A 23,325-nucleotide genomic window follows, 5' to 3' on the forward strand; every position below is an offset into this window, starting at 1 on the left:
GGCCGCCCTCGATCCCCGACCTCCCCATGTCGGGTGCTCAGAGGACGCGCAGGCCGCGGTCGCCGTTGTTCAGGTCGCGGCGGCCATCGGCGGTGACGGCCACGATGTCCTCCAGCCGCGCGCCCCACACCCCGGCCGTGTAGACGCCGGGCTCCACCGAGAACGTCATCCCCTCGGCGAGCACCGTATCCGCGCCGGGCGCGACGAACGGCGGCTCGTGCAGTCCCAGGCCGATCCCGTGCCCGGTGCGGTGGATGAACAACTCCCCGAGCCCGGCGGCGGCGAGGTGCTCGCGGGCGGCGGCGTCGACCTCGCCGATCGCGATCCCCGGGCGGACGGCTTCACGTGCCAGGCGCTGCGCTTCCTCCAGCGCTGCGTAGGCCTCGGCGACCTCGGCGGTGGGCTGGCCCATCGAGTAGGTCCGGGTGCAGTCGGAGTGGTAGCCGCTGGGCAGCGGCCCGCCGATGTCCACCACCACGATGTCCCCGGTCTCGACCACCCGGTCGGACACCCCGTGGTGCGGGTCGGCGCCGTTGGGCCCCGAGCCGACGATCACGAACTCGGCGTGCGTGAGCCCCTCGGACTCGATGGCGGCGGTGATGAGCTCGCCGACCTGCGCCTCGGTCCGGCCCACCTGCAGGAACTCCCCCATCCGGGCATGCACCGCATCGATGCGCCGGGCGGCCTCGGCGAGCTCGTCCACCTCGTGCGCGGTCTTCACGGCCCGCACGTGGTCGATCACCTCCGAGGCGAGGACCACCTCGCCGTCGACCCCGTCCTGGAGCGGAACCAGGTGCAGAGCCGGCAGGGCGGTGGAGACCGCCACCCGCCCGGCGACCGACCCGGTGACGAGCGCGATGGCGTCGGTCCCGTCCGACCACGGGTGGATCCTCGCCCCCACGCGGTCGGCCGCGCGCCGGGTGACGCCGGTGAGTTCGAGCGCCGGCAGCACCAGTAGCGGCTGGTCCCCGTCGACCGGGACGACCAGCGCGGTGAGCCGCTCGTGCGAGTCCATGCGCTCCCCGGTGAGATACGACATGTCCTCGCCGGAGTACACCACCACGTGGTCGATCCCGAGCTCCCGCGCGCGATCGCGGACGGCGGCCAGACGGTGCGAGTAGATCTGTGCGGTGGGGTTGTCCATGCCCTCCACAGTAGGCCCGGGGCGACTAGCCTGACTCCCAGCTACTGACTCCACATGCTCACTCCACACCCCACGATCCCGAGGAGGCGCGGTGTCCCAGGGCCCGCTCATGGTTCTCGACAGCGCCGGCTTGTGGTTCCGCGCGTTCCACTCCGTGCCGGAGAAGATCACCGGCCCGGACGGCTCCCCCGCCAACGCCGTGCGTGGCTTCTGCGACATGGTGGCCGTGCTCGTGGACGAGTACTCCCCGTCCGGCCTGGTGGCCGCGCTGGACCGCGCGTGGCGTCCGGACTGGCGGGTGGAGTTGTTGCCCTCGTACAAGGCCCACCGGGTGGGTGACGACGGCGAGGAGGACGCCCCCGCATCGCTGGCCCCGCAGGTCGAGGCGATCCGCGGAATCCTCGGGGCGGCGGGCATCACCCAGGCGTGGGCGCAGGACGCGGAGGCCGACGACGTGCTGGCCGCGCTGGCCACCCGGGGTCGTGAGGTACTGGTCGTGACGGGCGACCGCGACCTGTTCCAGCTGGCGTCGGTGAGCACGACCGTCGTGTACGTGGGAGCGGGGATGAAGAAGCGTCTCGCGTACACCCCGGAGGTCGTCGCGGAGCGCTTCGACCTGCCCGCGGGTGACGATGCGCGCGTGTATGCGGACTATGCGGTGCTGGTCGGCGACGCCTCGGACGGCTTGCCCGGGGTGGCGGGGGTCGGCGCGAAGACCGCCGCGACCCTGCTGCGCGAGTACGGCGACCTCGACGGCATCGTCGCCGCCGCCGACGATCCGGGATCGGCGCTGACCGCACGCCAGCGCAAGGCGATCACCGAGGGGGCCGACTACCTCGCCGCGGCCCGCGGGGTCGTCCGCCTGGGTGGCCGCGAGTTCGACGTGCAGTTCGAGGGCGACGTCGACGGCCGCCGAGGGGAGGTGGACTCCGGGCGACTCGAGACGCTGGGCGAGTCGACCGGGCAGGCCCGCGCGATCAGCCGACTCGTCGAGGCGACGGAGGGACTCGACGCGGTCTGAGCCGACGGGGACCCAGGTCGTCGCAGCCGTGCACGCCCCCACGGGGACGGGCTCAGGCCATGTGGTCGAGCACCACGCCGCGGCGCAGGGACCCCACCGCGGACCGGGCGGTGCGAGCCACCTCCGGTTCGGCGACCTGACCGAGCTGGGCGAGGACGTCCACCACGAGGCGGGCGGACCGCACGAAGTCACCGGCGGTGAGCTCGACGCCCTCCTGCCACGAGGCCGCGAGGATCGAGGCGAGCGCGCCGCCGGAGACCCAGTGGTGCATCACGGGCGCGAGCCCCGCGTCCAGGTCCGGTGTGGTGGGCAGGCGGTGCGAGCGTTCGATCTCGGTAACGTCGCTGGCAACCCGCTCCGTCTCGGCGAGGGCGTCGCGCAGGATGTCGTCGGAGGGGGCGCGGACCGCCGAGTCCGTCCGCGGGTGGGCCACGACGGTGGTGACGACCGCCGCGAGGCCCGCGGCATCGAGACCGCGCCACACTCCGCGCCGCAAGCACTCGGCGACGAACAGGTCCTGCTCGGTGTGCACCCCCGCCAGGAGTCGCCCGGCGTCGGTGGCGCGGAGGACACCACCCACCTCCTCCAGATAACCGAGGTGGCGGAGCAGGTCGACGATGCGGCGGAAGCGGCGGGCCAGCGAATCGGCGTCGGCGTCGACCTCCGCGGTGAGTGCGGCGACGTCCGCGTCGGCGCGGGCCCAGCGCTCGTGGAGTCGGGCGAGCTTGTCGACTCGCGGGTCCTCGTGCAGCGGGTGCTGGCGCAGCGCCCGGCGGGCCGCAGCGATCCGCGGGTCCTTGCGGACGGGCTTGCCCCCGGCGCTCTTCATCCGGCCTTTCGCCTTGCCCCGCAGGTGCTCCATGCGCTGCACCAGTGCGCGCTTGGCGCGCCCGTCGAGCTTCCGGCGACCCCTGGGCAGGTCGACCCGGCCCACCGGGACAGGGGGTGAGGCGAAGTCGTTCTGGCGTAGCCAGCCTGTCCACCCGGTGTCGGTGAGGCAGAGCAGCGCGGGGTCGGACTGGATGTCGGTACGCACCTGCAGGACGGTCGCGACCATGCCGAACCGTTTGCGGCCCACGGTGATCACCGAGCCGGCGGTCTGCTTGAGCATCGCCGCCCGGACCGACGCGAGTCGGTCGTCCCGGCTCGACTTCTCGGCCTTGCGCTCCAGTCGGCTGAGCTCGGCCCGCAATCCCATGTACTCGTCGAGGTCCGCGTCTCCCCCTGCCTCCTCGAGCGAGGCACGCATCCGGTCCCGTTCGTCGGAGCGCCGCTCGATGGCACGGGACCGGGACACCAGGGTGCGGTCGGTCTGGAACTGGGCGAACGACCGGCCGATCAGCGTGGTGGCCTCCTCGACGCCGAGCTGTTCGACGAGGTTGACCGCCATCGAATAGTCGGGCGCGAAGGCGCTGTGCAGTGGGAATCGCGGGGTGTCGACGAGTGCGGAGAGGGCGTCCAGGTCGAGGTCCGGCTGGTCGAGCACCACCGCGGTGCCCTTGGTGTCGATTCCCCGCCGGCCGGCCCTGCCCGTGATCTGCGAATACTCCGCGGAGGTGAGCATCGCGTGCGTGTCACCGTTGAACTTGGTCGTCTTCTCCAGCACTACGGCACGGGCCGGCATGTGGATGCCCAGGGCCAGTGTCTCGGTCGCGAACACGACCTTGATCAGCCCCGCGGAGAACAGTTCCTCGACGATGGTCCGGAAGAGCGGGAGCATCCCGGCGTGGTGGGCGGCGAGCCCGTCGACCAGGCCGGCGCGGAACGAGGCGAAGTCGAGGGCGTCGAGGTCGTGCTGTGGGACCCGAGCGCAGGCGGCGTCCACGTGGGAGGCGATGCGGCGGGCCTCCTCGCCGGTGGTGAGCCGGAGGCGGGCCCGCCGCATCTGGGCGACGGCGCCGTCACAACCCGCGCGGGAGAACACGAAGTAGATGGCCGGTAGTAGCCGCTCGTCGTCGAGTTTCTCGATGACGTCCTGTCGGCGCGCCCACTGCGCGCGGGGTCGGGCCGCGACCCGCTCGTCGTGGTATCCGCTCCTCGACCGTCTGCGCTGGTCGGCGGCTGCCCGGATGGGGATCAGATCGCCATCGGTGTACAGCATGTGGGCCAGCGGTACAGGGCGGTGTTCGGACAGCACCACGGCGGTGTCACCGCGGATCTCGGTGATCCACCCGCCCAGCTCGTCGGTGTTGCTCAGGGTGGCGGACAATCCGACCAGCCGGACGGCCGGATCGAGGGTGAGGATGATCTCCTCCCACACCACGCCCCTCGAACGGTCGCCGAGGTAGTGGATCTCGTCCATCACCACGCAGTCCAGATCGTGGAGGGCCGACGACCCGCTGTAGATCATGTTCCGGAGGACCTCGGTGGTCATCACCACGATGGGCGCATCCGCGTCGATCGAGTGGTCGCCGGTGAGCAGCCCCACGTTCTCGGCGCCGAAGCGGGTGCGGAACTGCCGGAACTTCTGGTTGCTCAGTGCCTTGATCGGGGTGGTGTAGAAGCAGCGCCCGCCCCCGGCGAGCGACCGGTGCGCGGCGTATTCGCCGACGAGGGTCTTCCCGGACCCGGTGGGCGCTGAGACGAGGAGGTTGCGCCCGGCGTCCAGGGCGGAGAACGCCTCGAGTTGGAAGGGATCCGGTGAGAAGCCCTCCCCCGTGAGGAAGTCCTCGAGGACCTGGTCGGTATGGGGGTCGTCAGGTGATGTCGTCATAGAGTGAGCCGCCACCGGCCGGGGCCGGGGCCTGGAGCGGGCGGGTGTCGCCGGGCGTCCGGGTGCCGGTGTCGGGGGCGGGGGTCGTCAGCGGCGCGGGACGCTCGAGGGGGCCGGATCCCCCGACACCGTCTGCGGGGCCCAGCGGCGAGGCCGATTCGTCGTCCACCTCGAGCCAGTCGGCGCGGGACTTGTTCTTGCGCTTGTCGTGGAGGCGCGCGAACTGGATGGCGCCCTCGACGAGGATGGTCACCGCCACCGCGAGGGCGAGCATCGAGAACGGGTCCTGGCCGGGCGAGGCCACGGCCGCGAACACGAAGATGCCCATGATGATCCCGCGACGCGACTTGGCCAGCACCTCGTAGCTCACCACCCCGGCGACGTTGAGCATCGCGAGCAGGAGTGGGATCTCGAAACTCACCCCGAAGATGAGGATGAGCTGGATGAGGAACGTGAAGTACTGCGTGCCCGACAGCGCCGTGGTCTGGACGTTGTCGCCGATCGAGAGCAGGAACTCCAACGCGTGGACGATCACGACGTAGGCCAGGACCGCGCCACCGATGAACAGCACGGCCGCGAGGAAGGTGAAGACGACGCCGTAGCGCTTCTCGTTCTTGTGCAGGCCCGGTGTGATGAACGCCCACAACTGGTAGAGCCAGACCGGGCTGGCCAGCACGATACCGGCGGTGGCGGACACCTTGAGTCGGAGCATGAACTGCTCGAACGGCCCGGTGGCCAGGAGGCGGCACTCATCGCCGTTGTCGCCGAGCTGCAGGCGCGCCCCCGGCGGGATGTCGCAGTAGGGACCGGTGAGGATGCCACCCAGGGACGGGACGCCGAGGAAACCGCTCCCGTACCACCAGAACCCGAAGCCGAGCGTGACGATGATCGCCGCCATCGCGATGAGCACACGATTGCGCAACTCATAGACGTGCTCGATGAGCGGCATCGTGCCGTCGGGGTTGCGTGGCCGGCGGCGGCGTCTGGACAGCAGGCGACCGGCGCCGCCCTTGCGGGTGGCGCCGGTGTCAGCGGTCTCGGTCTGCGTCATGGAGAGGCTGGCCTACTGCCCCTGCTGACCCTGGCCACCCTGGTACGGGGCGGTGGGGTCGGTGAACTGCTGCTGGCCCTGCTGCTGCTGGTACGGCTGCGGGGTCGGCTGCTGGCCCTGCTGCTGCTGCTGGTACGGCTGCTGCGGCGCCTGCGGGTACCCCTGGCCCTGCGGCTGGAACTGCTGGGGTGCCTGGTACTGCTGCTGAGGCTGCGGCTGGGCGAACTGCTGCCCCTGCGGCTGCGCATACTGGGCGGCGTTCGGCTGGGCCTGGGTGAGAGCCTGCGGCTCCGGGTTCTCGACCGGCTTGTCGTCGTTCTGCATCTCCTTGATCTCCGACTTGAAGATGCGCATCGACCGTCCGAGGCCGCGGGCGGCGTCCGGGAGCTTCTTCGAACCGAAGAGCAGGAGCACCACCGCGAGGACGATGAGCCAGTGCCAGATGCTCAACGCACCCATGTCAACCTCCGTTTGTCTGACAACACGCCCATGCTAGCGCACCGGCATCGGGAGACGTCACCCCAGCGCCCCCGGAAACCGGCTGCGAGCTGGATGTTCTCCAGATATTCACACACCCGTTTCCGTAGCGTCTCCGGGCGTCGCCGAATAGACCTCGAGCCCGCCCGCGGCGCGGCGCGCGACCTCGGCTGCCAGTCCGGGCTCGACGGCCCGCACGACGTCTGCGTGTCCGAGGAGGAAGCGGAGCAGCCACGCGCGGTCGTGGTAGGCGATCTCGACGTCCAGATCGCCGTCCGGGCGGCGGATCACGCTGTGGAACCGGAACTCGTCGAGGAACCATGCCGCGGCGGCGGGGACACGGGCGGACTCCAGGCGGATGTCGCCCTCGCCGTCGTCCTGTGGCTCGGGTCCCAGCGCGCGACGCGGTCCCACCTCCTCGACCCCGCTCATCCGGTCGGTGCGGAAGGTCCGCCACTGCCCGGACTCACGGTCCACCCCGTGGACGTAGGAGTGACCGTCGGCGACGGACAGGCGCGCGGGGTCCACGACCCGGGTCGTGGAGGTGTCGGAGCTGGCCGAGTGGTAGACGAAGCGCAGTGCACGGCCGTTGTGGACGGCGGTGCGGACGACGTCGGCGTCCGCGTCCGGGTCCGAGTCCGGGGTCTCGCGCCGGGCGGCAACCTCTGCGTCACGGTCATCGGCCCCGGCCCCCGTCGCGGTGCGGAGTGTCGCCAGCAGGTCGCGTAGTGCGGTCTGGTCGATGACCTCGGGTTGGTCGAGGAACACCGCCAGCCCGGTCTCGAGCGTCACCGCCTCGGCGGCCGTCAGCCGGACCGGGCGGTCGATCCCGGCGGTGAAGGTGACCTCGACCAGGTCGGCATCATCGAGATCCTCCGAGGAGAAGGCGAGGTCGATCAGGTCACCGGGGCCGTACCCGGGCAGACCGCAGGACCACAGTTGCCACAGCGCGGCCCGGAGCTGCGCCTCCGTCAGCCCGAGGTCGCGGGCGGCGTCGGCCACCGGGACCGCACCCCGGGTGTGGAAGTACGGGACCACGCTGAGCAGCGTGGCCAGCGGGACGGAGCGGGCGCTCATCGGGCGGCCTCCTCGGCGGCGGTGAGGATCGACACGACCCGGACACGGAGCTCGGCCGGGCGCAGGGCCACGGCGTCCGGGCCCTGGGCGGCCACCAGCGCGGACAGCTCACCGAGCGGCGCGGCGACCTCGAGGTCGACCCCGTCCCTGCCGAACCGCCGGGCGGGGGTCTCGGACCGGGCCATGGCCCGCAGCTCGGCGGCCCTGCCGTCGGCGACCCAGACCGTGGCCTCGAGCAGGGGGTTGAGCCGGGAGACGGCGTCGTCCAGCAACGCGAGGACCCGCTCTGTGGAGGGGACGGGGACGGTCCGTGCGGCGCGCCCGAGTCGCACATCGGAGATGCGGACGAGGCGGAACGTGCGGGGCTCGCCACGGTCGAGATCGTGGCCCACGAGGTACCAGCGCCCGTGGCGGGATCCGGTCCACCACGGTTCGACACGGCGGGCGGTGGGCTCGGCGGCCCCGGCGGGGGTGTGCGAGAAGGTGACGGTCGACCCCTCGGCGATCGCTTCCGCGACCAGGGCGGCGGTGGCGAGCTCGGCCGGGTCCGTCACCGAGACGGTCGCGCCGGCGTCGTGCACGGGGTCGATGCCTGCGGCGGTGAGTTTGGCCAGCGCCCCGTCGGCGCGGGCGGCCCGCTCCCCCTCGCGCCACACCTCGGCCGCGACGGCGAGCACACCGGCCTGCTGGGGCGTGAGGGTGATGTCGGGCAGCTCGTACCCGTGGGCGGGGATCCGGTACCCCGCCGGCGAGCCGGGAGCCAGTGAGGCACCCTGCTCGAGCGGGACGCCGGCATCGCGCAGTTCCCGCTTGTCCCGTTCGAACATCCGGAGGTAGGCGGCGTCGTTCTCGGCGTCGTCGTAGCCCTGGACCATCCTGCGGATCTCCCCCGCCGACAGGAACGCGTTGGTCGACCGGAGGCAGATCACGAGGTTGACCAGACGTTGGGACTTCGAGGTGGGCACGCCTGGAGACGCTATCGTCCGAGCGCGGCGACGAGATCGTCGACACGCGGGTCCTCGTGGGCGAACGGGTCCGTCAGGGCGACGGTGGGCAGCGTGCCGTCGGCGACCTTGAGGTGGACCCAGTCCACGGTGAAGTCGCGCTCGGCGTCCCGGGCGGCCGTGATGAACCTGCCCCGCAGCGCCGCGCGGGTGGTCCCGGGGGCGATGGTGCGGGCCCGCTCCACCTCGGCGTCGTCCACGACGCGGGAGACGAGCCCCCGGCGCTCGAGGACGGAGTGCAGACCGCGCCCGGGGCGCACGTCGTGGTAGGTCAGGTCGATCTGGGACAGCCGGGGGTGATCGAGGTCGACGCCCGTCCTGGACTGGACCTGCCGGATGAGCCGCAGCTTGGCGGCCCAGTCGATGTCGGCGGCGATGGAGTCGTGGTCCCCGGACTCGACGGCGTCGAGCACCCGTTCCCACAGCGCCACGCACCGTTCGATGTCCGGGCGGTCGTCGCGCTCCCATCCCCCGCCCCGGAGATAGCGGTGGACGGCGGCGAGGAACTCCCGCTGGATCTCCAGCGCCGTCATGGTGGTGCCGTCGGTCATCGCGACGGGCCGGGTGCCGGTGAGGTCGCGACTGATCTCACGGATCGCCCTGACCGGATGGGCCACGGCCATCGGCCGCAGTTCGACGCCCGCCTCGAGCATCTCCAGCACGAGCCGGGTGCTGGCGATCTTGAGCATCGTGGTGGTCTCGATCATGTTGGAGTCGCCCACGATCACGTGCATGCGCCGGAACCGGGTCGAGTCGGCGTGCGGCTCGTCGCGGGTGTTGATGAGCGGCCGCGAGCGGGTGGTGGCCGACGAGACGCCGTCCCACATGTGCTCGGCGCGCTGGGAGAAGCAGAACGTCGGCTCGTCCGTCTCGCCGAGCCCGACGCCCGAGGGGGTGCCCGGCAGGATCTTCCCGGCGCCGCAGATGAGCTGCCGACTCACCAGGAACGGCAGCAGGGTGGTGGCGATGCTGCGGACCTGGGTGGCACGGTCGAGGAGGTAGTTCTCGTGGCACCCGTAGGAGTTGCCCACCGAGTCGGTGTTGTTCTTGAACAGGTAGACCTTGACGTCGATCCCCTCGGCCGCGAGCGCCTGCTCGGCCTGCAGCGCCAGGTCGTCGACGATCCGCTCCCCCGCCCTGTCGTGTGCGACGAGCTGGCGCAACCCGTCGCATTCGGCGGTCGCGTACTCGGGGTGGGAGCCCACGTCGAGGTAGAGGCGGGAGCCGTTCTCCAGGAAGACGTTGGAGCTGCGCCACCGCTGCACCACGGGCCGGAAGAAGTAGCGGGCGATCTCGTCGGCACCGAGGGAACGCGCGCCGTCACCGCCGACGCTGGTGATCCCGAACTCCGTCTCTATCCCGACGATGCGACGGATCATGGCGGTCTACTGCCCGCCCTTCTGGACGTAGGACTTCACGAACTCCTCGGCGTTGGTCTCGAGGATGTCGTCGATCTCGTCGAGCAGCGAGTCGGCGGAGGTGGTGTCGGCGGCCTTGACGACCTGGCCCGCCTCGTCGTCGCCGTCGGCCGGGCCGCCGGCGTTCTTCTGGATCTGGGACATGGACTGCTCCTTAGCGGTGGGAGGTGGTGGTGTTGGCCCGCGCGGTCACCACGGTGACGGCCCGTCGGGGCTGAGGAAATCCGGGTGGGCCTCGCAGAACTCCCGGGTCCCCGTGTAGGGGTCGGTGAGGTCGACGTGGCGCTGGTGGCCGCGGGAGTCGACGACGACGACGAGGTCCCACCCGGCGGAGTGGATGCGGTCTCCGAGTTCGGCGAGGAAGCGTCCCCTCGCCCAGGCCCGCGTTCCGGCGGGCGGGGTCGTGACCGCCGCCTCGACCTCGTCGGCCGTGGTGAGTCGACGCATCGCACCCTTCGCCACGAGACGGTTGTAGAGGCCGCGCTCCGGGTCGATGTCGTGGTACTGGACGTCGATGAGTGCGAGCCGGGCGTGGTCCCAGCCCAGCCCGTCGCGCGCGCGGAACCCCTCGAGCAGACGCAGCTTGGCCGGCCAGTCCAGGCGGTCGGCGCACGACATGGGGTCCTGCTCGAGGGCGTCGAGGATGTCCCGCCACTCGTCGAGGACCTCGGTGGCCCAGCCCGGGCGGCCGGCGCCGTCTCCGACGAGGTCGGCGACGCGGCCCAGGATCTCGCGCTGGAGTCCGATGCCGGTCTGGGCGCGGCCGTCGGGCAGCGGCACCGTGGCGGTCAGGGTCGTGTCGTGGCTGATGACGTGCACCGCCTCGACGGGGTCGACGGGCAGGAGGTCGGAGAAGTCCACGCCCGCCTCGATCGCGTCCAGCACGAGACAGGTCGTGCCGATCTTGAGGTAGGTCGCCAGTTCGGACATGGTCGCGTCGCCGATGATGACGTGCAGGCGTCGCCACGTGTCGTCGGACGCGTGGGGCTCGTCGCGGGTGTTGATGATGCCGCGGCGCAGGGTGGTCTCGAGCCCGGTGAGCACTTCGATGTAGTCGGCGCGCTGGGAGAGCTGGAATCCCGCCTTCTCCCCGGACTGTCCGATGCCCACGCGGCCCGCGCCGCAGAACACCTGCCGGGACAGCAGGTGTGGCGCCAGGCTCAGGGTGAGGGCGTCGAAGTCGACGTCCCGGCGGACCAGGTAGTTCTCGTGCGCCCCGTACGAGGCACCCTTGCCGTCGACGTTGTTCTTGTACAGCTTGAGCTCGGCGTTGCCCTCGGTGGCCGAGGACTCGACGCCGGCGCGGTGCATGATCAGCTCCCCCGCCTTGTCCCAGACCACCGCGTCGTGGGGCGAGTCGACCTCGGGTGCGGAGTACTCGGGGTGGGCGTGGTCGACGTAGAACCGTGCGCCGTTGGTCAGCACCCGGTTCGTCACCCCGAACTCGCTCGGGTCGTACGCCCGCGCCGCTCCGAGGTCGAAGCCGCGGGCGTCCCGGAGCGGTGACTCCGAGTCGTAGTCCCAGCGGGTCCCGTCGGCGCCGCCGGCGGACTCGCCGGGGTCCGTGTACGCCTTGATCACCTGGGTGGAGCTGACCACCGAGCTGAGCAGGGGCTGGCCCACCGCGACGATGCCGAACTCGATCTCGGTGCCGATGATCCGGCCGCGCACGACCTCACCCGACGCGTTCTGAACGGGCGGGGTCACTGGTCCGCTCCCCTGGTGGGGATGGAGACGTCGACGACCCGCTCACCGCGCACGCCGGTCAGGCGAGCCCATTCCTGGGGGTTGGAGGTGTTGGGCAGGTCGGCGCTCTCGGCGAACTCCGCGTCGACGGCATCGAGGAAATCGTCGGTGGTCAGGCCCCGGCCGGTGCCGTGGACGATGTCCTTGATCGCCAGCTTCTTCGCGCGGTCCACGACGTTGCGCAGCATCGCACCCGAGGTGAGGTCCGCAAGATACAGCGAGGACCTGCGCCCGGAGGCGTACACGAGGTGCACGTACGTGGTGGACGCGTCGCGGGTGTAGAGCCTGTCGACGATCCGGTCGATGAGGGCAGCCACGTGCCTCTGCACGTCCGCGGCGCCGACCTCGTCCGGGTCGAATCGCAGGTCGGGGGTGATGTACTTGGCCAGGATGTCGGATGCGGCGTCACGGTCGGGCCGGTCGATGCGGATCTTGAGGTCGAGACGACCGGGACGCAGGATGGCCGGGTCGATCATGTCCTCGCGGTTGGAGGCGCCGATCACGATGACGTTGCGCAGATCCTCCACGCCGTCGATCTCCGCCAGCAGCTGGGGCACGATCGTGGTCTCCATGTCCGAGGACACCCCGGAACCGCGGGTACGGAAAATCGAGTCCATCTCGTCGAAGAACACGATGACCGGGTTGCCCTCGGTCGCCTTCTCCCGTGCCCGCTCGAAGATGGAGCGGATGTGCCGCTCGGTCTCGCCGACGTACTTGTTGAGCAGTTCCGGCCCCTTGATGGACAGGAAGTACGAGTTCGGATACCGACCGTCGGACACGTCATCGCCGCGGGAGACCGCCGACGCGCGAGCCAGCGAGTGCGCGACGGCCTTGGCGATGAGGGTCTTACCGCACCCGGGCGGACCGTAGAGCAGGACGCCCTTGGGCGGGGCCAGGTGGAACTCGCGGTAGAGGTCGTGGTGGATGAAGGGCAGCTCGATCGCGTCCCGGATCTGCTCGATCTGCGGGCCGAGACCGCCGATGTCGGAGTACTCGACCATCGGGATCTCCTCCAGGAGGAGCTCGTCGACCTCGGCCTTCGGCACGACCTCGTAGGCCACGCCCGCCTTGGGATCGACCAACACGGCGTCCCCGGGGCGCACCGGGGCCGGGTGCTCGGCCGTGCGCCCGCCCCGCAGCGCGGTGGCGAGCACGACGATGTGCTCCTCGTCGTTGCCCATCACCACGCGGGCGCGGACGCCGTCGGCGAGCACGTCACGGAACACCGCGGTGACCCCGGTGACGGGGAGCTCGCCGGAGACCTCCAGCACGGTCATGGACTCGTTGAGACGCACCGTGGTGCCCGCCGTCAGTTCGGTGGCGTCCACCCCGGGGGCGATCGCGAGACGCATCCGCCTACCCGCGGCCATGACCTCCACGGAGTCCGGGCCGGCGAGACGGGCGAGGACCACGCCGTAGGTGCTGGGCGGGGTACCGAGACGTTCGACCTCGCCCTTGAGGGCCTCGAGCTGGTCGCGCGAGTCCTTGAGCAGTTCCGCGAGCCGGACGTTGCGCGCGCCGAGGGCGTCGATCTTGATCGCCTTCTCGCGGTCCGAGCGGGCCCCCTCGTCCACGGCCTTCCGCAGCCGTGCGAGCTCGGCGCGGTCGACGGAGACCCGGTCCTGACCCTGGCCGGCCGGGGAACGTCCCTCGGTCACGCGATCACCTGCCCTCTCGGTCGTCGACGAGTCACCTCGTCGTCGTCGCCTCCACCCTATCGGCCACGCACCGGTGCGGGTTTCCGCGGACCGGGGCGCCGATGATCGGGCGCAGGCGATCCGGGCGAGGGTGATCGGGGCGAAGGTGATCGGGGTGCAGGGTTCGCGGCCGGGCGGTCAGCCCTTGCCGCTGCGTCGTTTGGGCTTGAGGGTGGTCACGCCCTCGGCGAGCCGCCGTGCGGTCACGAGGAACGCCGTGTGGCCCTGCATGCGGTGCTCCGGACGCACGGCCAGACCGACCACGTGCCAGCCGCGGTTGATCGACTCCCACGCCCGGGGCTCGGTCCAGCACTGCTGACGCCGCAGGGCCTCCACGACGTCCGACAACTGGGTCGTGGTGGCCACGTAGGCGACCAGCACACCGCCGGGGACCAACACGTCGCTCACCGTGGGCAGGCATTCCCACGGCGCGAGCATGTCCAGCACCACGCGGTCGACCTGGCCCCCGAGTGCCTCCACGGAGGTCTCGGCCAGGTCCGCGACGCGCAGATCCCAGTTCTCCGGATGCTCGCCGTAGAACGTGCGGACGTTCCGCTCGGCGTGCTCGGCGTGGTCCTCGCGGATCTCGTAGGAGAACACACGCCCCTCGGGGCCCACGGCCCGGAGCAGCGAACAGGTCAGCGCGCCGGATCCGGCGCCGGCCTCCAGCACGCGGGCGCCGGGGAACACGTCGCCCTCGTGCACGATCTGCGCCGCGTCCTTGGGGTAGATCACCTGGGCGCCCCGCGGCATGGACAACACGTAATCCGTGAGCAGAGGCCGCAGCGCGAGGTAGTGGGAGTCCTTGGTCGAGGTCACGATCGACCCCTCCGGCGCACCGATGAGGTCGTCGTGGCGGACCGCGCCGTGGTGGGTGAAGAACTCGGCGCCCTCGACAAGGACGACCGTGTACTTGCGTCCCTTGGTGTCGGTGAGTTGGACGCGGTCGCCCACGACGAACGGACCGGATCGCTGCACGGGACCTCCAGGGGGGACATGAGGGCCGGTTGTCCGACCGGTTGTCTACCCTGCCAGGTGTGACGGATCCCCTCGAAATCGGCGGCATCCCGGCGACGGGCGACGTACCCCTGCCGGAACGTAAGCCGCTCGCACTCTCGGCCTCGCGTGCGGCGGACTTCCGCCAGTGCCCGCTGCTGTACAGACTGAGGACCATCGACCGCCTCCCCGAGCCCAAGACCCGGGCGCAGGTTCTCGGCACGGTCGTCCACTCGGTGCTCGAGGAGCTGTACGGACTCGAGCAGTCCGACCGCGCGCCGCAGCGCGCCGCGGATCTGGTCCCCACGGCCGTCGAGCACTTCTACGCGGCTGAGGACGGGGCCGATGTGGTACCCGTGGCCGAACGCCCCGGGTTCGAGGCCGAGGTCGCGGGCCTGGTCTCGGCCCTCTACGGCGTCGAGGACCCGCAGCGCTTCTCCCCCGCCTCCTGCGAGCAGTACCTGCTCACGGCCACTCAGTCGGGCACCCCGCTCCACGGCTACCTCGACCGGGTCGACGTGGCGCCGACCGGCGAGGTCAGGGTCGTCGACTACAAGACCGGCAAGCCCCCGAATCCGCGGTACCAGCACCAGGCGATGTTCCAGATGCGCTTCTACGCCCTGATGTACCACCGCGTCCACGGGGTGCTGCCCGCCCAGCTCAAACTCATCTACCTCAAGAACGGCAGCTGGCTCACCTTCACCCCGGACCACGCGTCGCTCGGCGAGACCGAGGCGTCCCTCGACTCGTTGTGGTCGGAGATCGAGCGGGCGGGTGAGACCGGGGACTTCCGCCCCCGGACATCCCGCCTCTGCGACTGGTGCAATCATCAGGCGTTGTGTCCGGCGTTCGGCGGTACCCCGCCGGAGTACCCGGGCTGGCCCGGGACGCGTGTGGTGCCGGCCGGGACGGACACTCTGCTGTCAGGTCAGGGAGAACCGAGGAGAACATGATGACGGAGGCCTACTTCGAGCCGCTGGGAACCGACGACGGCTGGGAGGTCTTCCGAGCAACCCCACACACCGTGAGCGCGTGGGGCCCCGACCTGCAGCACGGGGCCCCGCCGTCCGCCATCCTCACCCGGGCCATGGATCGGCTGGACCCGTCCGACGAGACGCGCATCGCACGGGTGGCGGTCGATCTGCTGGGTCCGGTGCCACTGGGCGAGCTGCGGACGCGGGCGCGCGTGACCCGACCGGGTCGGCGGATCCAGCTGCTCGAGTCCGAGCTCGAGGCGCAGGGACGGATCGTCGCCCGGGCGAGCGCGTGGCGGATGCTCGTCAGCGACACCGCCGATGTCGAACAGGCGTCCCGGCAGCCCCGCAAGCTGCCGGTCTCGGATCACAACAGTGAGTTCTTCAACCGCTGGACCAGCGGATACATCGACTCCCTCGAGATCCGTGGCGCTTCGGACGGGACGGTGTGGGCCCGCCCCACCCTGCCGCTGGTGGCCGGCGAGGAGACGAGCCCCGCCGAGCACGTGATGTGCGTCGCGGACATCGCCAACGGGGTCGGGGCGGTCCTCGAGCCCGAGCAGTGGCGTTTCCTCAACACCGACGTGGTGACGCACCTGCACCGCCGGCCCGTCGGTCAGTGGATCGGCGTGTCGGCGCAGGCCTCGATCGGCCCCGACGGGGTGGGCGCGACCTCCGGGACGCTCTTCGACGAGGTCGGCGCGATCGGTCACACCCTGCAGGCACTGCTCGTCGAGCGGGTCTGATCGGGCCCGGTCAGAGCGCTGGAATCCGCTATTGCGACTTCGGATCCGCTACCCCTGTGCGGGTAGCGGATCCGAAAAAGGAGTAGCGGATTTTCTCGGTTGTCAGCCCATCCGGCAGGAACGGATATCGGTCGCGATGACCGACTTCGCCCCGGCCGCGGCGAGCTCGTCCATGATCGAGTTGACCCGCTTGCGCGGAACCATCGACCGGACCGCGATCCACGCAGGGTCGGCCATCGGCGAGACCGTGGGCGACTCGATGCCCGGCGTGATCGCGGAGACGTCGGCGAGGAGATCCTTGGGGCAGTTGTAGTCGAGCATCATGTACTGCTGGGCGAACACCACACCCTGTAGACGTGCCCTGAGCTGCGCCATGGCCGCGGACACCTCGGCGTCCGAACGGGAGATCAGGACGCCGGACGAGTCGCACAGGATGTCGCCGAACGCCTCGAGGCCGTGGACCTTGAGCGTCCGTCCGGACCCCACGACGTCGGCGATGCAGTCCGCCACTCCCAGTTGGATGGAGATCTCCACGGCGCCGTCCAGGCGGATGACCTCCGCCTCGATCCCCCGCTCCTGGAGGTCCCGACGGACGATATTGGGGTACGAGGTCGCGATCCGGGCGCCGGCGAGCCGATCCGTGGACCATCCCGCCCCTGCGGGACCGGCATAACGGAACGTGGAGTGACCGAAGCCCAGATCGAGGAGCTCGTCGACCTCGGCCATGGAGTCGGCGGCCAGATCCCGGCCGGTGATCCCCATCTCGAGGCGGCCGGATCCGACGTAGACGGCGATGTCCTTGGGGCGCAGGAAGAAGAACTCGACGTCGTTGTCCGGGTCGATCAGCGTGAGATCCTTGCTCCCCTCGTGGCGACGCCGGTAGCCCGCCTCGGCGAGCATCTCGGAAGCGGACTCGGACAGTGCGCCCTTGTTGGGCAGTGCGACGCGCAGCATGACGGGGGCTCCGGGATCTGTGAGCGTGGGGGTGGACGGGAGGCGGGGACTAGAGATGTCGGTAGACGTCCTCGAGGCTCAGTCCGCGCTTGAGCATCATGACCTGGGTCCAGTACATGAGCTGGGAGATCTCCTCCGCCAGTTCCTCGTCGGACTGGTACTCGGCGGCGATCCAGACCTCACCCGCCTCCTCGATGACCTTCTTGCCCAGATGGTGCACACCCTTGTCGAACGCGGCGACGGTGCCGGACCCCTCGGGGCGCGCGACGATGCGCTCGGACAGCTCGGTGAACAGCGAGTCGAAGGTCTTCACGTGCTCGATTGTCCCACAGCCGTACGCGCGGGTGTGCCGGAGGTGAGGGCGTGGAGCGCGGCGGTGTCGACCCCGTCCAGCGTCGTGTGGGTGTGCGCGCCGGGGACGTCGGGCTGCCCGTCGGTCGACGGGATGTAGAGCACGCGGCACCCGGCGGCGACCGCAGCGGTCGCACCGGTGACGGAATCCTCCACCGCCACCGCCTCACCGGGATCCACCCCGAGGCGGGCACAGGCCAGCAGGTACGGGTCCGGTGCGGGCTTGGCGTCGGCGACCATGCAGCCCGTGACGACCACGTCGAAGCGGGAGCGGTCGATGAACTCCAGGGGCACCACCGCGACATCGGCGGTGGTGTTGGTGACCAACGCGACCCGTGTCCCCGTCGAGGCGATGTCGGCGAGGAGGTCCTCGGCGCCCGGACGCCACCTCATATCGGTACGCATCAGCTCGGTGACACGGGAGTTGAGGCGGTGGGCCAGGCGGTCGAACTCCTCGCCCTCGATCCGGCGTCCCGTGTATTCGCCGAGGATCTCGAAGAACCCGTGGAGAGAGTTGCCGAGGGTCCGCTCGCGGGTCGTCTCGTCGAGGGGGCGCCCCATGTACTCGGCGAGTTCGTACACGGCGATGTCCCACAACCGTTCGGTGTCGACGAGGGTGCCGTCCATGTCGAGACACACGGCGGCCGGAGCACGGTCAGGGGAAATGCTGGTCACGGCCTCCTGTTTACCCGAGCCCGGTGAACCGGGGGTGACGTGAGGGACCCTCCGGGGATCCGTCCCCCGGTCTCGCGTCAGCAGTCCCGTGGGGGAACGATGAACCGCTCGGTATGGGTGAAGGACGCGAACGGTACGACCGAGCCCGGCGCGAACGTGGGGAGTGCGGACTTGCTGGCGGTGATGGTGACCGCGACCCACCCGCGCCCGGTGTGCGTGGCCCCAACGCCCACCTCCGGACCGGTCGACTGGACCGTCTGCGTCCCCCGGGCGTCGGTGTCGATGTTGTGCCACGAGACCGTCGCCGAGTTGAAGGGGAACATCGCGGCCGAGAAGTCGAAGGATCCGATCGGCTGGTCGAGGTCCCGGGCGTTCGCCGCGATGGACTGGTGGAACGCGTCGTCGCCACCCCGCAGGCAGCTGCTCAGGACACCGAACCGGATGGTGTGTTCGCCGCCGAGTGGATACGGCAGACGCACGTCCCACGCGGGCGACTCACGCCACACCTGGGCGACGGCCGCCGGAGCGGTGATCACAGCCGCTCCCCCGGCGAGCAGGGTCGCCGCACAGGCGAGAGCGGCAGATCTACGGACGGTGGTCATGATGACTCCTTCTCCGGACTGGATGTGATCGTACTCACATCATTGTGTCGAAGAAAGCTCCCGCAGTATCAAGGACTGTTATCGCCTGGTGCCGGCCGCGGGCCGGGGTCCCGGCCCGCGGCGATCAGACGTTGAAGTACTTCGCCTCCGGGTGGTAGAGCACGAACGCGTCGGTCGACTGCTCGGGATGCAGCTGCAGTTCTTCGGAGAGTTCGACGCCGATGCGCTCGGGCTCGAGCAGGTCCACGACGACCTTGCGTGACTCCAGGTCCGGGCAGGCGCCGTAGCCGAAGCTGTAGCGGGCGCCCCGGTACTTGAGGTTGAAGTACTCCTCGATGCTGTCCGGGTCCTCGTCGGAGACCGAGCCCTCTGGCAGTCGGAGTTCGTCGCGGACGCGCCGGTGCCAGAACTCGGCGAGGGCCTCGGTGAGCTGGACGGACAGGCCGTGCACCTCGAGGTAATCACGGTAGTTGTCGGCGGCGAAGAGCTCGTTGGCGAAGTCGGCGATGGGCTTGCCCATCGTGACCAACTGGAACGGCAGGACGTCCACCACTCCCTCGGCCTCGCACCGCTCCTTGGAGGCCACGAAGTCGGGGATGGACAGGAAGCGCGAACGCTGTTGGCGCGGGAACGCGATCCTGTGGAGCACCTCGGCGTCCGGGCGCGGCTCGGCGAGGATCCAGATCTCGTCGCCGACCGAGTAGGCCGGGAAGTAGCCGTACACGACGGCGGAGTGGGACAGGATGTTCTCCGTGGTCAGACGGTCGATCCACGCACGCATGCGGGGTCGACCCTCGGTGGCCACGAGTTCCTCGTAGTCCGGCCCCTCCCCGCTGCGGGTGCCGCGCAGGCCCCACTGACCGAAGTACAGGGCACGCTCGTCCAGGTGACCGGCGTAGTCGGCCACCGGGATCCCCTTGGCGATCCGGGTCCCCCAGAAGGGAGGAGTCGCGATCGGCTGGTCAGCCGCGACATCCGACCGCTCGGGGACCACGACGGGCTCGGCCTCGGCCGCGCGCTTGGCGGCGATCCGCTCGCTGCGCTCACGGCGTTCACGACGCTCCGCCGCCTTGGCCGCGGACTCCGACGACTGCGACATCGGGACCCCGGTCCGCTTGGACGTCATCACCTCGTCCATGAGCCGCAGGCCCTCGAACGCGTCCCGCGCGTAGAACACCTCGCCCTGGTACATCCCCGCCAGGTCGACCTCGACGTAGGACCGGGTCAGCGCGGCCCCGCCGAGCAGGACCGGGAACTCGGTGGCGATGCCCTCCGAGTTGAGCTCGGCGAGGTTGTCCTTCATCACCACAGTCGATTTCACCAGCAGGCCGGACATGCCGATCACGTCGGCCTTGTGCTCCCGGGCCGCCGAGATGATCTCCGAGATCGGCTGCTTGATGCCGATGTTGACCACGTCGTACCCGTTGTTGGACAGGATGATGTCCACGAGGTTCTTGCCGATGTCGTGCACGTCGCCCTTGACCGTGGCCAGGACGATGCGGCCCTTGCCGTCCTCGTCGCTGGCCTCCATGTGGGGTTCCAGATGCGCGACAGCGGCCTTCATGGTCTCCGCCGACTGCAGCACGAACGGCAGCTGCATCTGGCCGGAACCGAAGAGCTCACCGACGGTCTTCATCCCACCGAGCAGGTGGGTGTTGATGATCTCCAGCGGGGGCATCTCGGCCATCGCGGCGTCGAGGTCGGCCTCGAGACCCTTGCGCTCGCCGTCGACGATCCGCGCCGCCAGACGCTCCATGAGCGGCATCGCGGCGAGCTCCGCCGCCCGTGCATCCTTCGCCCCGGCCGCGGAGACGCCCTCGAACAGCTCCATGAACACCTGGAGCGGGTCGTACCCCTCACGGCGGCGGTCGTACACCAGGTCCAGGGCGACCTCACGTTGCCGCTCGTCGATCTTGCTCATCGGCAGGATCTTGGAGCTGTGCGCGATCGCGGTGTCCAGGCCCGCCTGGATGCACTCGTGCAGGAACACGGAGTTGAGCACCTGGCGGGCGGCCGGGTTGAGGCCGAACGAGATGTTCGACAACCCCAGCGTGGTGTGGATCCTCGGGTGCGAGCCGGTGAGCCGACGGATGGCCTCGATCGTCTCGATGCCGTCCTTGCGGACCTCCTCCTGACCGGTCGAGATGGGGAAGGTCAGACAGTCGATGATGATGTCGTCCTCCGCCACCCCCCAGTTGCCGGTGAGGTCGGCGATGAGCCGCTCGGCGATCTCGACCTTGCGGTCAGCGGTGCGCGCCTGGCCCTCCTCGTCGATGGTGAGCCCGACGACGGCGGCACCGTGCCGGGAGACGAGCTGCATGATCCGCTGGAAGCGGGACTCCGGCCCGTCTCCGTCCTCGTAGTTCACCGAGTTGACCGCGCAGCGGCCCCCCAGCTTCTCCAGGCCGGCCTCGATGACGCCGGGCTCGGTCGAGTCCAGCATGATCGGCAGGGTCGAGGAGGTGGCCAGCCGTCCGGCCAGCTCCCTCATGTCGTCCGAGCCGTCCCGGCCGACGTAGTCGACACACAGGTCGACCATCTGTGCACCGTCGCGCATCTGTTCCTTGGCGATGTCCATGCAGGTGTCCCAGTCACCGGCGAGCATGGCCTCGCGGAACCGCTTGGAACCGTTGGCGTTGGTGCGCTCACCGATCATGAGGATCCCGGCGTCGGCGCGCAGCGGGGTCGAGGTGTACAGCGAGGCGACCGCGTTGACGGGCTCCACCTGACGCTCGGCCTTCTCGCGGCCCAGGACCTCTTCCCGGAGGCGGGTGATGTGCTCGGGGGTGGTTCCGCAGCAACCACCGACCATCGACAGCCCGAACTCGGAGACGAAGTCGGCGACCTGCGGCGCGAACGCCTCCGCGCCCAGCGGGTAGACGGCGCCGTGCTCCCCGAGCTCCGGCAGACCCGCGTTGGGCATGACGGACACCGGGATCCCGGCGTGCCGGGACAGGTACCGGAGGTGTTCGATCATCTCGGCCGGGCCCGTAGCGCAGTTGAGGCCGATCATGTCGATCCCCAGCGGCTCCAGCGCGGTGAGGGCCGCGCCTATGTCGGACCCGAGGAGCATCGTGCCGGTGGTCTCGATCGTGACGTGGGAGATGATCGGCAGCCGACGTCCGGCGGCGGCCATCCCGTCCTGACACCCCAGCACCGCGGCCTTCACCTGGAGCAGGTCCTGGCTCGTCTCGATGAGGTACGCATCGGCGCCCCCGCGGGCCAGTCCCTCGGCGGCCCGGGCGTAGGCGTCCCGCATCTCATCGAAGGTGGTCTGCCCAAGTGAGGGCAGCTTGGTGCCCGGCCCGAGGGAGCCCAGCACCATCCGGGGGGTCCCGTCCTCGGACGGACCCATCTCGTCCGCGACCTTGCGGGCGATCGCCGCACCCTTCTCGGCGAGCTCGCCGATCCGGTCGACGATGTCGTAGTCCCCCAGGTTGGACAGGTTGCACCCGAAGGTGTTGGTCTCGACCAGGTCGGCGCCGGCGGTGAAAAACGCCCGGTGGATGTCCTCCACCACGTCCGGACGGGTGGCGTTGAGGATCTCGTTACATCCCTCCAGGCCCAGGAAGTCCGCATCCACATCCAGGTCGACGGCCTGCAGCATCGTGCCCATCGCCCCGTCACCGATCAGTACTCGCCGACGGGCGGCATCCAATAAGGGCGAATCGAAATCGACAGACATGGGCCCAGTGTATGGGTGACGTACAACCGGACGAACGTAGGCTGTACTAATGACTGTCCAATGGAGTCCCGACGGGCATCTCGATCTGGAGAGCCCGGTGATGATCGTGGCCTTCGAGGGCTGGAACGACGCGGCGGACGTGGCGACGGGCACCGTCGAACACCTCGCACTGAACTGGGAGGCCCGCCAGATCGCCGAGGTGGGGGGTGACGAGTTCTTCGACTACCTCGACCAGCGGCCGGTCGTCCGGATCTCGGGCGGGGTGTCCCGTTCGGTGGAGTGGCCCCGGGTCGTGGTGTCGGCATGCCGACCGGACGGGGTGGCCAACGACGTGTTGCTGGTCCGCGGGCCCGAGCCGGCCCTGAAGTGGCGCAGGTTCGCCTCCGAGTTCGTCGACCTGGTCGACACCCTCGGCGTCACCCAGGTGGTCCTGTTGGGGGCCTATCTCGCGGACGTGCCGCACACCCGACCGGTCCCCCTCACCGGCGCGGCGTTCAGCCGGCAGCGGATGGCGACCATGGGCGTCGAGCCGTCGGACTACGAGGGGCCCACCGGGATGTCCGGAGTGCTGCAGCAACTGCTCACCGAGGCGGGCGTTCCCACCCTGAGCCTGTTCGCGGGCGTCCCCCACTACGTGGCCTCGCCACCGAACCCGCGGGGCACCGAGGCGATGCTGTCCTGGCTCGCCGAGAACCTGGGCATGGCCGTGCCGATGGACGCGCTGCGCGTGCAGGCCCGGACGTGGGCCGACCGGGTGGACGCCGCGGCGGGCGAGGACGAGGACCTGCGCGACTACATCCAGTCCCTCGAGGACCGGGTGGACGAGGAGTCCGGGGTGACCCCGGGGATCGACCCCGAGCCCGACCGTGGCCGGGCGTCGGGCGGGGACGCGATGCCCCTGGTCGACGGCGAGGCGATCGCCGCCGAGTTCGAACGCTTTCTCCGGGGTGACCGGGACGAGCCCGACGCCGGGTGACCCCGCGGCCGGGCGGGG

At 70.3% G+C, this 23,325-nt stretch carries 20 protein-coding genes; 4 read left to right on the forward strand and 16 right to left on the reverse strand.

Annotation, left to right across the window (positions count from 1 at the left end; all coding sequences use genetic code 11):
* Positions 1–37 precede the first annotated feature (37 nt).
* Complete coding sequence (locus tag AC3DE3_RS00585; protein ID WP_488368637.1) at positions 38–1,144, reverse strand: M24 family metallopeptidase; 1,107 nt, start codon at positions 1,142–1,144, stop codon at positions 38–40.
* 91 nt (positions 1,145–1,235) lie between these two features.
* On the opposite strand from AC3DE3_RS00585, the gene AC3DE3_RS00590 reads away from it, so the two are divergent.
* Positions 1,236–2,165, forward strand: coding sequence for a 5'-3' exonuclease (locus AC3DE3_RS00590; protein WP_488368639.1), 930 nt, complete (start codon positions 1,236–1,238; stop codon positions 2,163–2,165).
* A gap of 52 nt (positions 2,166–2,217) precedes the next feature.
* Here AC3DE3_RS00590 and AC3DE3_RS00595 read toward each other — a convergent pair whose 3' ends face one another.
* From AC3DE3_RS00595 to AC3DE3_RS00640, 10 genes are all read right to left on the reverse strand, one after another.
* Entirely contained in the window at positions 2,218–4,878 is a 2,661-nt protein-coding gene (locus AC3DE3_RS00595) for a DEAD/DEAH box helicase (RefSeq protein WP_488368640.1), read from the reverse strand.
* Positions 4,862–5,929: a twin-arginine translocase subunit TatC gene (gene tatC, locus AC3DE3_RS00600; RefSeq protein WP_488368641.1), complete on the reverse strand. Its 1,068-nt coding sequence runs from the start codon at positions 5,927–5,929 to the stop codon at positions 4,862–4,864. Before tatC ends, AC3DE3_RS00595 begins: the two co-directional genes overlap by 17 nt.
* A 12-nt stretch (positions 5,930–5,941) precedes the next feature.
* Positions 5,942–6,388, reverse strand: a complete 447-nt coding sequence (gene tatA / locus AC3DE3_RS00605; RefSeq protein WP_488368642.1) for a Sec-independent protein translocase subunit TatA — start codon at positions 6,386–6,388, stop codon at positions 5,942–5,944.
* Positions 6,389–6,496: 108 nt separating this feature from the next.
* The gene (locus AC3DE3_RS00610; protein ID WP_488368643.1) at positions 6,497–7,483 is read right to left on the reverse strand and encodes a helix-turn-helix transcriptional regulator; all 987 of its coding nucleotides are present in this window, start codon (positions 7,481–7,483) and stop codon (positions 6,497–6,499) included.
* Positions 7,480–8,448, reverse strand: coding sequence for a helix-turn-helix transcriptional regulator (locus tag AC3DE3_RS00615; protein WP_488368644.1), 969 nt, complete (start codon positions 8,446–8,448; stop codon positions 7,480–7,482). The genes AC3DE3_RS00610 and AC3DE3_RS00615 overlap by 4 nt, the downstream gene beginning before the upstream one ends.
* An 11-nt stretch (positions 8,449–8,459) precedes the next feature.
* Positions 8,460–9,866, reverse strand: coding sequence for a Pup--protein ligase (pafA, locus tag AC3DE3_RS00620; RefSeq protein ID WP_488368645.1), 1,407 nt, complete (start codon positions 9,864–9,866; stop codon positions 8,460–8,462).
* 6 nt (positions 9,867–9,872) lie between these two features.
* A complete protein-coding gene (locus tag AC3DE3_RS00625; protein WP_260487500.1) occupies positions 9,873–10,049 on the reverse strand; it encodes a ubiquitin-like protein Pup in 177 nt (58 codons plus the stop codon).
* Positions 10,050–10,094: 45 nt separating this feature from the next.
* On the reverse strand, positions 10,095–11,612 hold the full coding sequence (dop, locus tag AC3DE3_RS00630) for a depupylase/deamidase Dop (protein ID WP_260487501.1): 1,518 nt from the start codon (positions 11,610–11,612) through the stop codon (positions 10,095–10,097).
* Positions 11,609–13,237, reverse strand: coding sequence for a proteasome ATPase (gene arc / locus AC3DE3_RS00635; protein WP_488369083.1), 1,629 nt, complete (start codon positions 13,235–13,237; stop codon positions 11,609–11,611). The genes dop and arc overlap by 4 nt, the downstream gene beginning before the upstream one ends.
* 249 nt (positions 13,238–13,486) lie before the next feature.
* The gene (locus tag AC3DE3_RS00640; RefSeq protein WP_069390069.1) at positions 13,487–14,326 is read right to left on the reverse strand and encodes a tRNA (adenine-N1)-methyltransferase; all 840 of its coding nucleotides are present in this window, start codon (positions 14,324–14,326) and stop codon (positions 13,487–13,489) included.
* A 59-nt stretch (positions 14,327–14,385) separates the two neighbouring features.
* Here AC3DE3_RS00640 and AC3DE3_RS00645 point away from each other — a divergent pair, with 59 nt between their 5' ends.
* Positions 14,386–15,297, forward strand: a complete 912-nt coding sequence (locus tag AC3DE3_RS00645) for a RecB family exonuclease (RefSeq protein WP_488368646.1) — start codon at positions 14,386–14,388, stop codon at positions 15,295–15,297.
* Entirely contained in the window at positions 15,297–16,064 is a 768-nt protein-coding gene (locus AC3DE3_RS00650; protein WP_488368647.1) for a thioesterase family protein, read from the forward strand. Before AC3DE3_RS00645 ends, AC3DE3_RS00650 begins: the two co-directional genes overlap by 1 nt.
* A gap of 102 nt (positions 16,065–16,166) precedes the next feature.
* Here the strand turns inward: AC3DE3_RS00650 and hisG are convergent, their stop codons facing one another.
* The 5 genes from hisG to metH all read right to left on the reverse strand — a co-directional run bounded on the left by hisG (position 16,167) and on the right by metH (position 22,331).
* Complete coding sequence (gene hisG / locus AC3DE3_RS00655) at positions 16,167–17,018, reverse strand: ATP phosphoribosyltransferase (protein WP_154830715.1); 852 nt, start codon at positions 17,016–17,018, stop codon at positions 16,167–16,169.
* Between the two features lie 49 nt (positions 17,019–17,067).
* Positions 17,068–17,331: a phosphoribosyl-ATP diphosphatase gene (locus tag AC3DE3_RS00660; RefSeq protein WP_260487505.1), complete on the reverse strand. Its 264-nt coding sequence runs from the start codon at positions 17,329–17,331 to the stop codon at positions 17,068–17,070.
* Positions 17,328–18,044 carry an HAD family hydrolase gene (locus AC3DE3_RS00665; protein WP_488368648.1) on the reverse strand — a complete coding sequence of 239 codons (717 nt, stop codon included), beginning with the start codon at positions 18,042–18,044 and terminating at the stop codon, positions 17,328–17,330. The genes AC3DE3_RS00660 and AC3DE3_RS00665 overlap by 4 nt, the downstream gene beginning before the upstream one ends.
* Before the next feature lie 77 nt (positions 18,045–18,121).
* Positions 18,122–18,646: a hypothetical protein gene (locus AC3DE3_RS00670; RefSeq protein ID WP_488368649.1), complete on the reverse strand. Its 525-nt coding sequence runs from the start codon at positions 18,644–18,646 to the stop codon at positions 18,122–18,124.
* A gap of 124 nt (positions 18,647–18,770) precedes the next feature.
* Positions 18,771–22,331: a methionine synthase gene (metH, locus tag AC3DE3_RS00675; RefSeq protein ID WP_488368650.1), complete on the reverse strand. Its 3,561-nt coding sequence runs from the start codon at positions 22,329–22,331 to the stop codon at positions 18,771–18,773.
* 49 nt (positions 22,332–22,380) lie between these two features.
* Here metH and AC3DE3_RS00680 point away from each other — a divergent pair, with 49 nt between their 5' ends.
* Positions 22,381–23,307, forward strand: a complete 927-nt coding sequence (locus tag AC3DE3_RS00680; protein WP_260487509.1) for a PAC2 family protein — start codon at positions 22,381–22,383, stop codon at positions 23,305–23,307.
* The last annotated feature ends 18 nt before the right edge of the window (positions 23,308–23,325 follow it).

It is taken from the genome of Dietzia sp. IBK-p2-16D (assembly GCF_057773085.1).

Excerpts from the sequence above, each read along its gene's own strand:
- AC3DE3_RS00585 (WP_488368637.1), bottom strand. The coding sequence starts at position 1,144 with ATGGACAACCCCACCGCACAGATCTACTCGCACCGTCTGGCCGCCGTC.
- AC3DE3_RS00595 (WP_488368640.1), bottom strand. The coding sequence starts at position 4,878 with ATGACGACATCACCTGACGACCCCCATACCGACCAGGTCCTCGAGGAC.
- tatC (WP_488368641.1), bottom strand. The coding sequence starts at position 5,929 with ATGACGCAGACCGAGACCGCTGACACCGGCGCCACCCGCAAGGGCGGC.
- tatA (WP_488368642.1), bottom strand. The coding sequence starts at position 6,388 with ATGGGTGCGTTGAGCATCTGGCACTGGCTCATCGTCCTCGCGGTGGTG.
- AC3DE3_RS00610 (WP_488368643.1), bottom strand. The coding sequence starts at position 7,483 with ATGAGCGCCCGCTCCGTCCCGCTGGCCACGCTGCTCAGCGTGGTCCCG.
- pafA (WP_488368645.1), bottom strand. The coding sequence starts at position 9,866 with ATGATCCGTCGCATCGTCGGGATAGAGACGGAGTTCGGGATCACCAGC.
- AC3DE3_RS00625 (WP_260487500.1), bottom strand. The coding sequence starts at position 10,049 with ATGTCCCAGATCCAGAAGAACGCCGGCGGCCCGGCCGACGGCGACGAC.
- AC3DE3_RS00650 (WP_488368647.1), top strand. The coding sequence starts at position 15,297 with ATGACGGAGGCCTACTTCGAGCCGCTGGGAACCGACGACGGCTGGGAG.
- hisG (WP_154830715.1), bottom strand. The coding sequence starts at position 17,018 with ATGCTGCGCGTCGCACTGCCCAACAAGGGCGCACTGTCCGAGTCCGCT.
- AC3DE3_RS00670 (WP_488368649.1), bottom strand. The coding sequence starts at position 18,646 with ATGACCACCGTCCGTAGATCTGCCGCTCTCGCCTGTGCGGCGACCCTG.
- metH (WP_488368650.1), bottom strand. The coding sequence starts at position 22,331 with ATGTCTGTCGATTTCGATTCGCCCTTATTGGATGCCGCCCGTCGGCGA.
- AC3DE3_RS00680 (WP_260487509.1), top strand. The coding sequence starts at position 22,381 with ATGACTGTCCAATGGAGTCCCGACGGGCATCTCGATCTGGAGAGCCCG.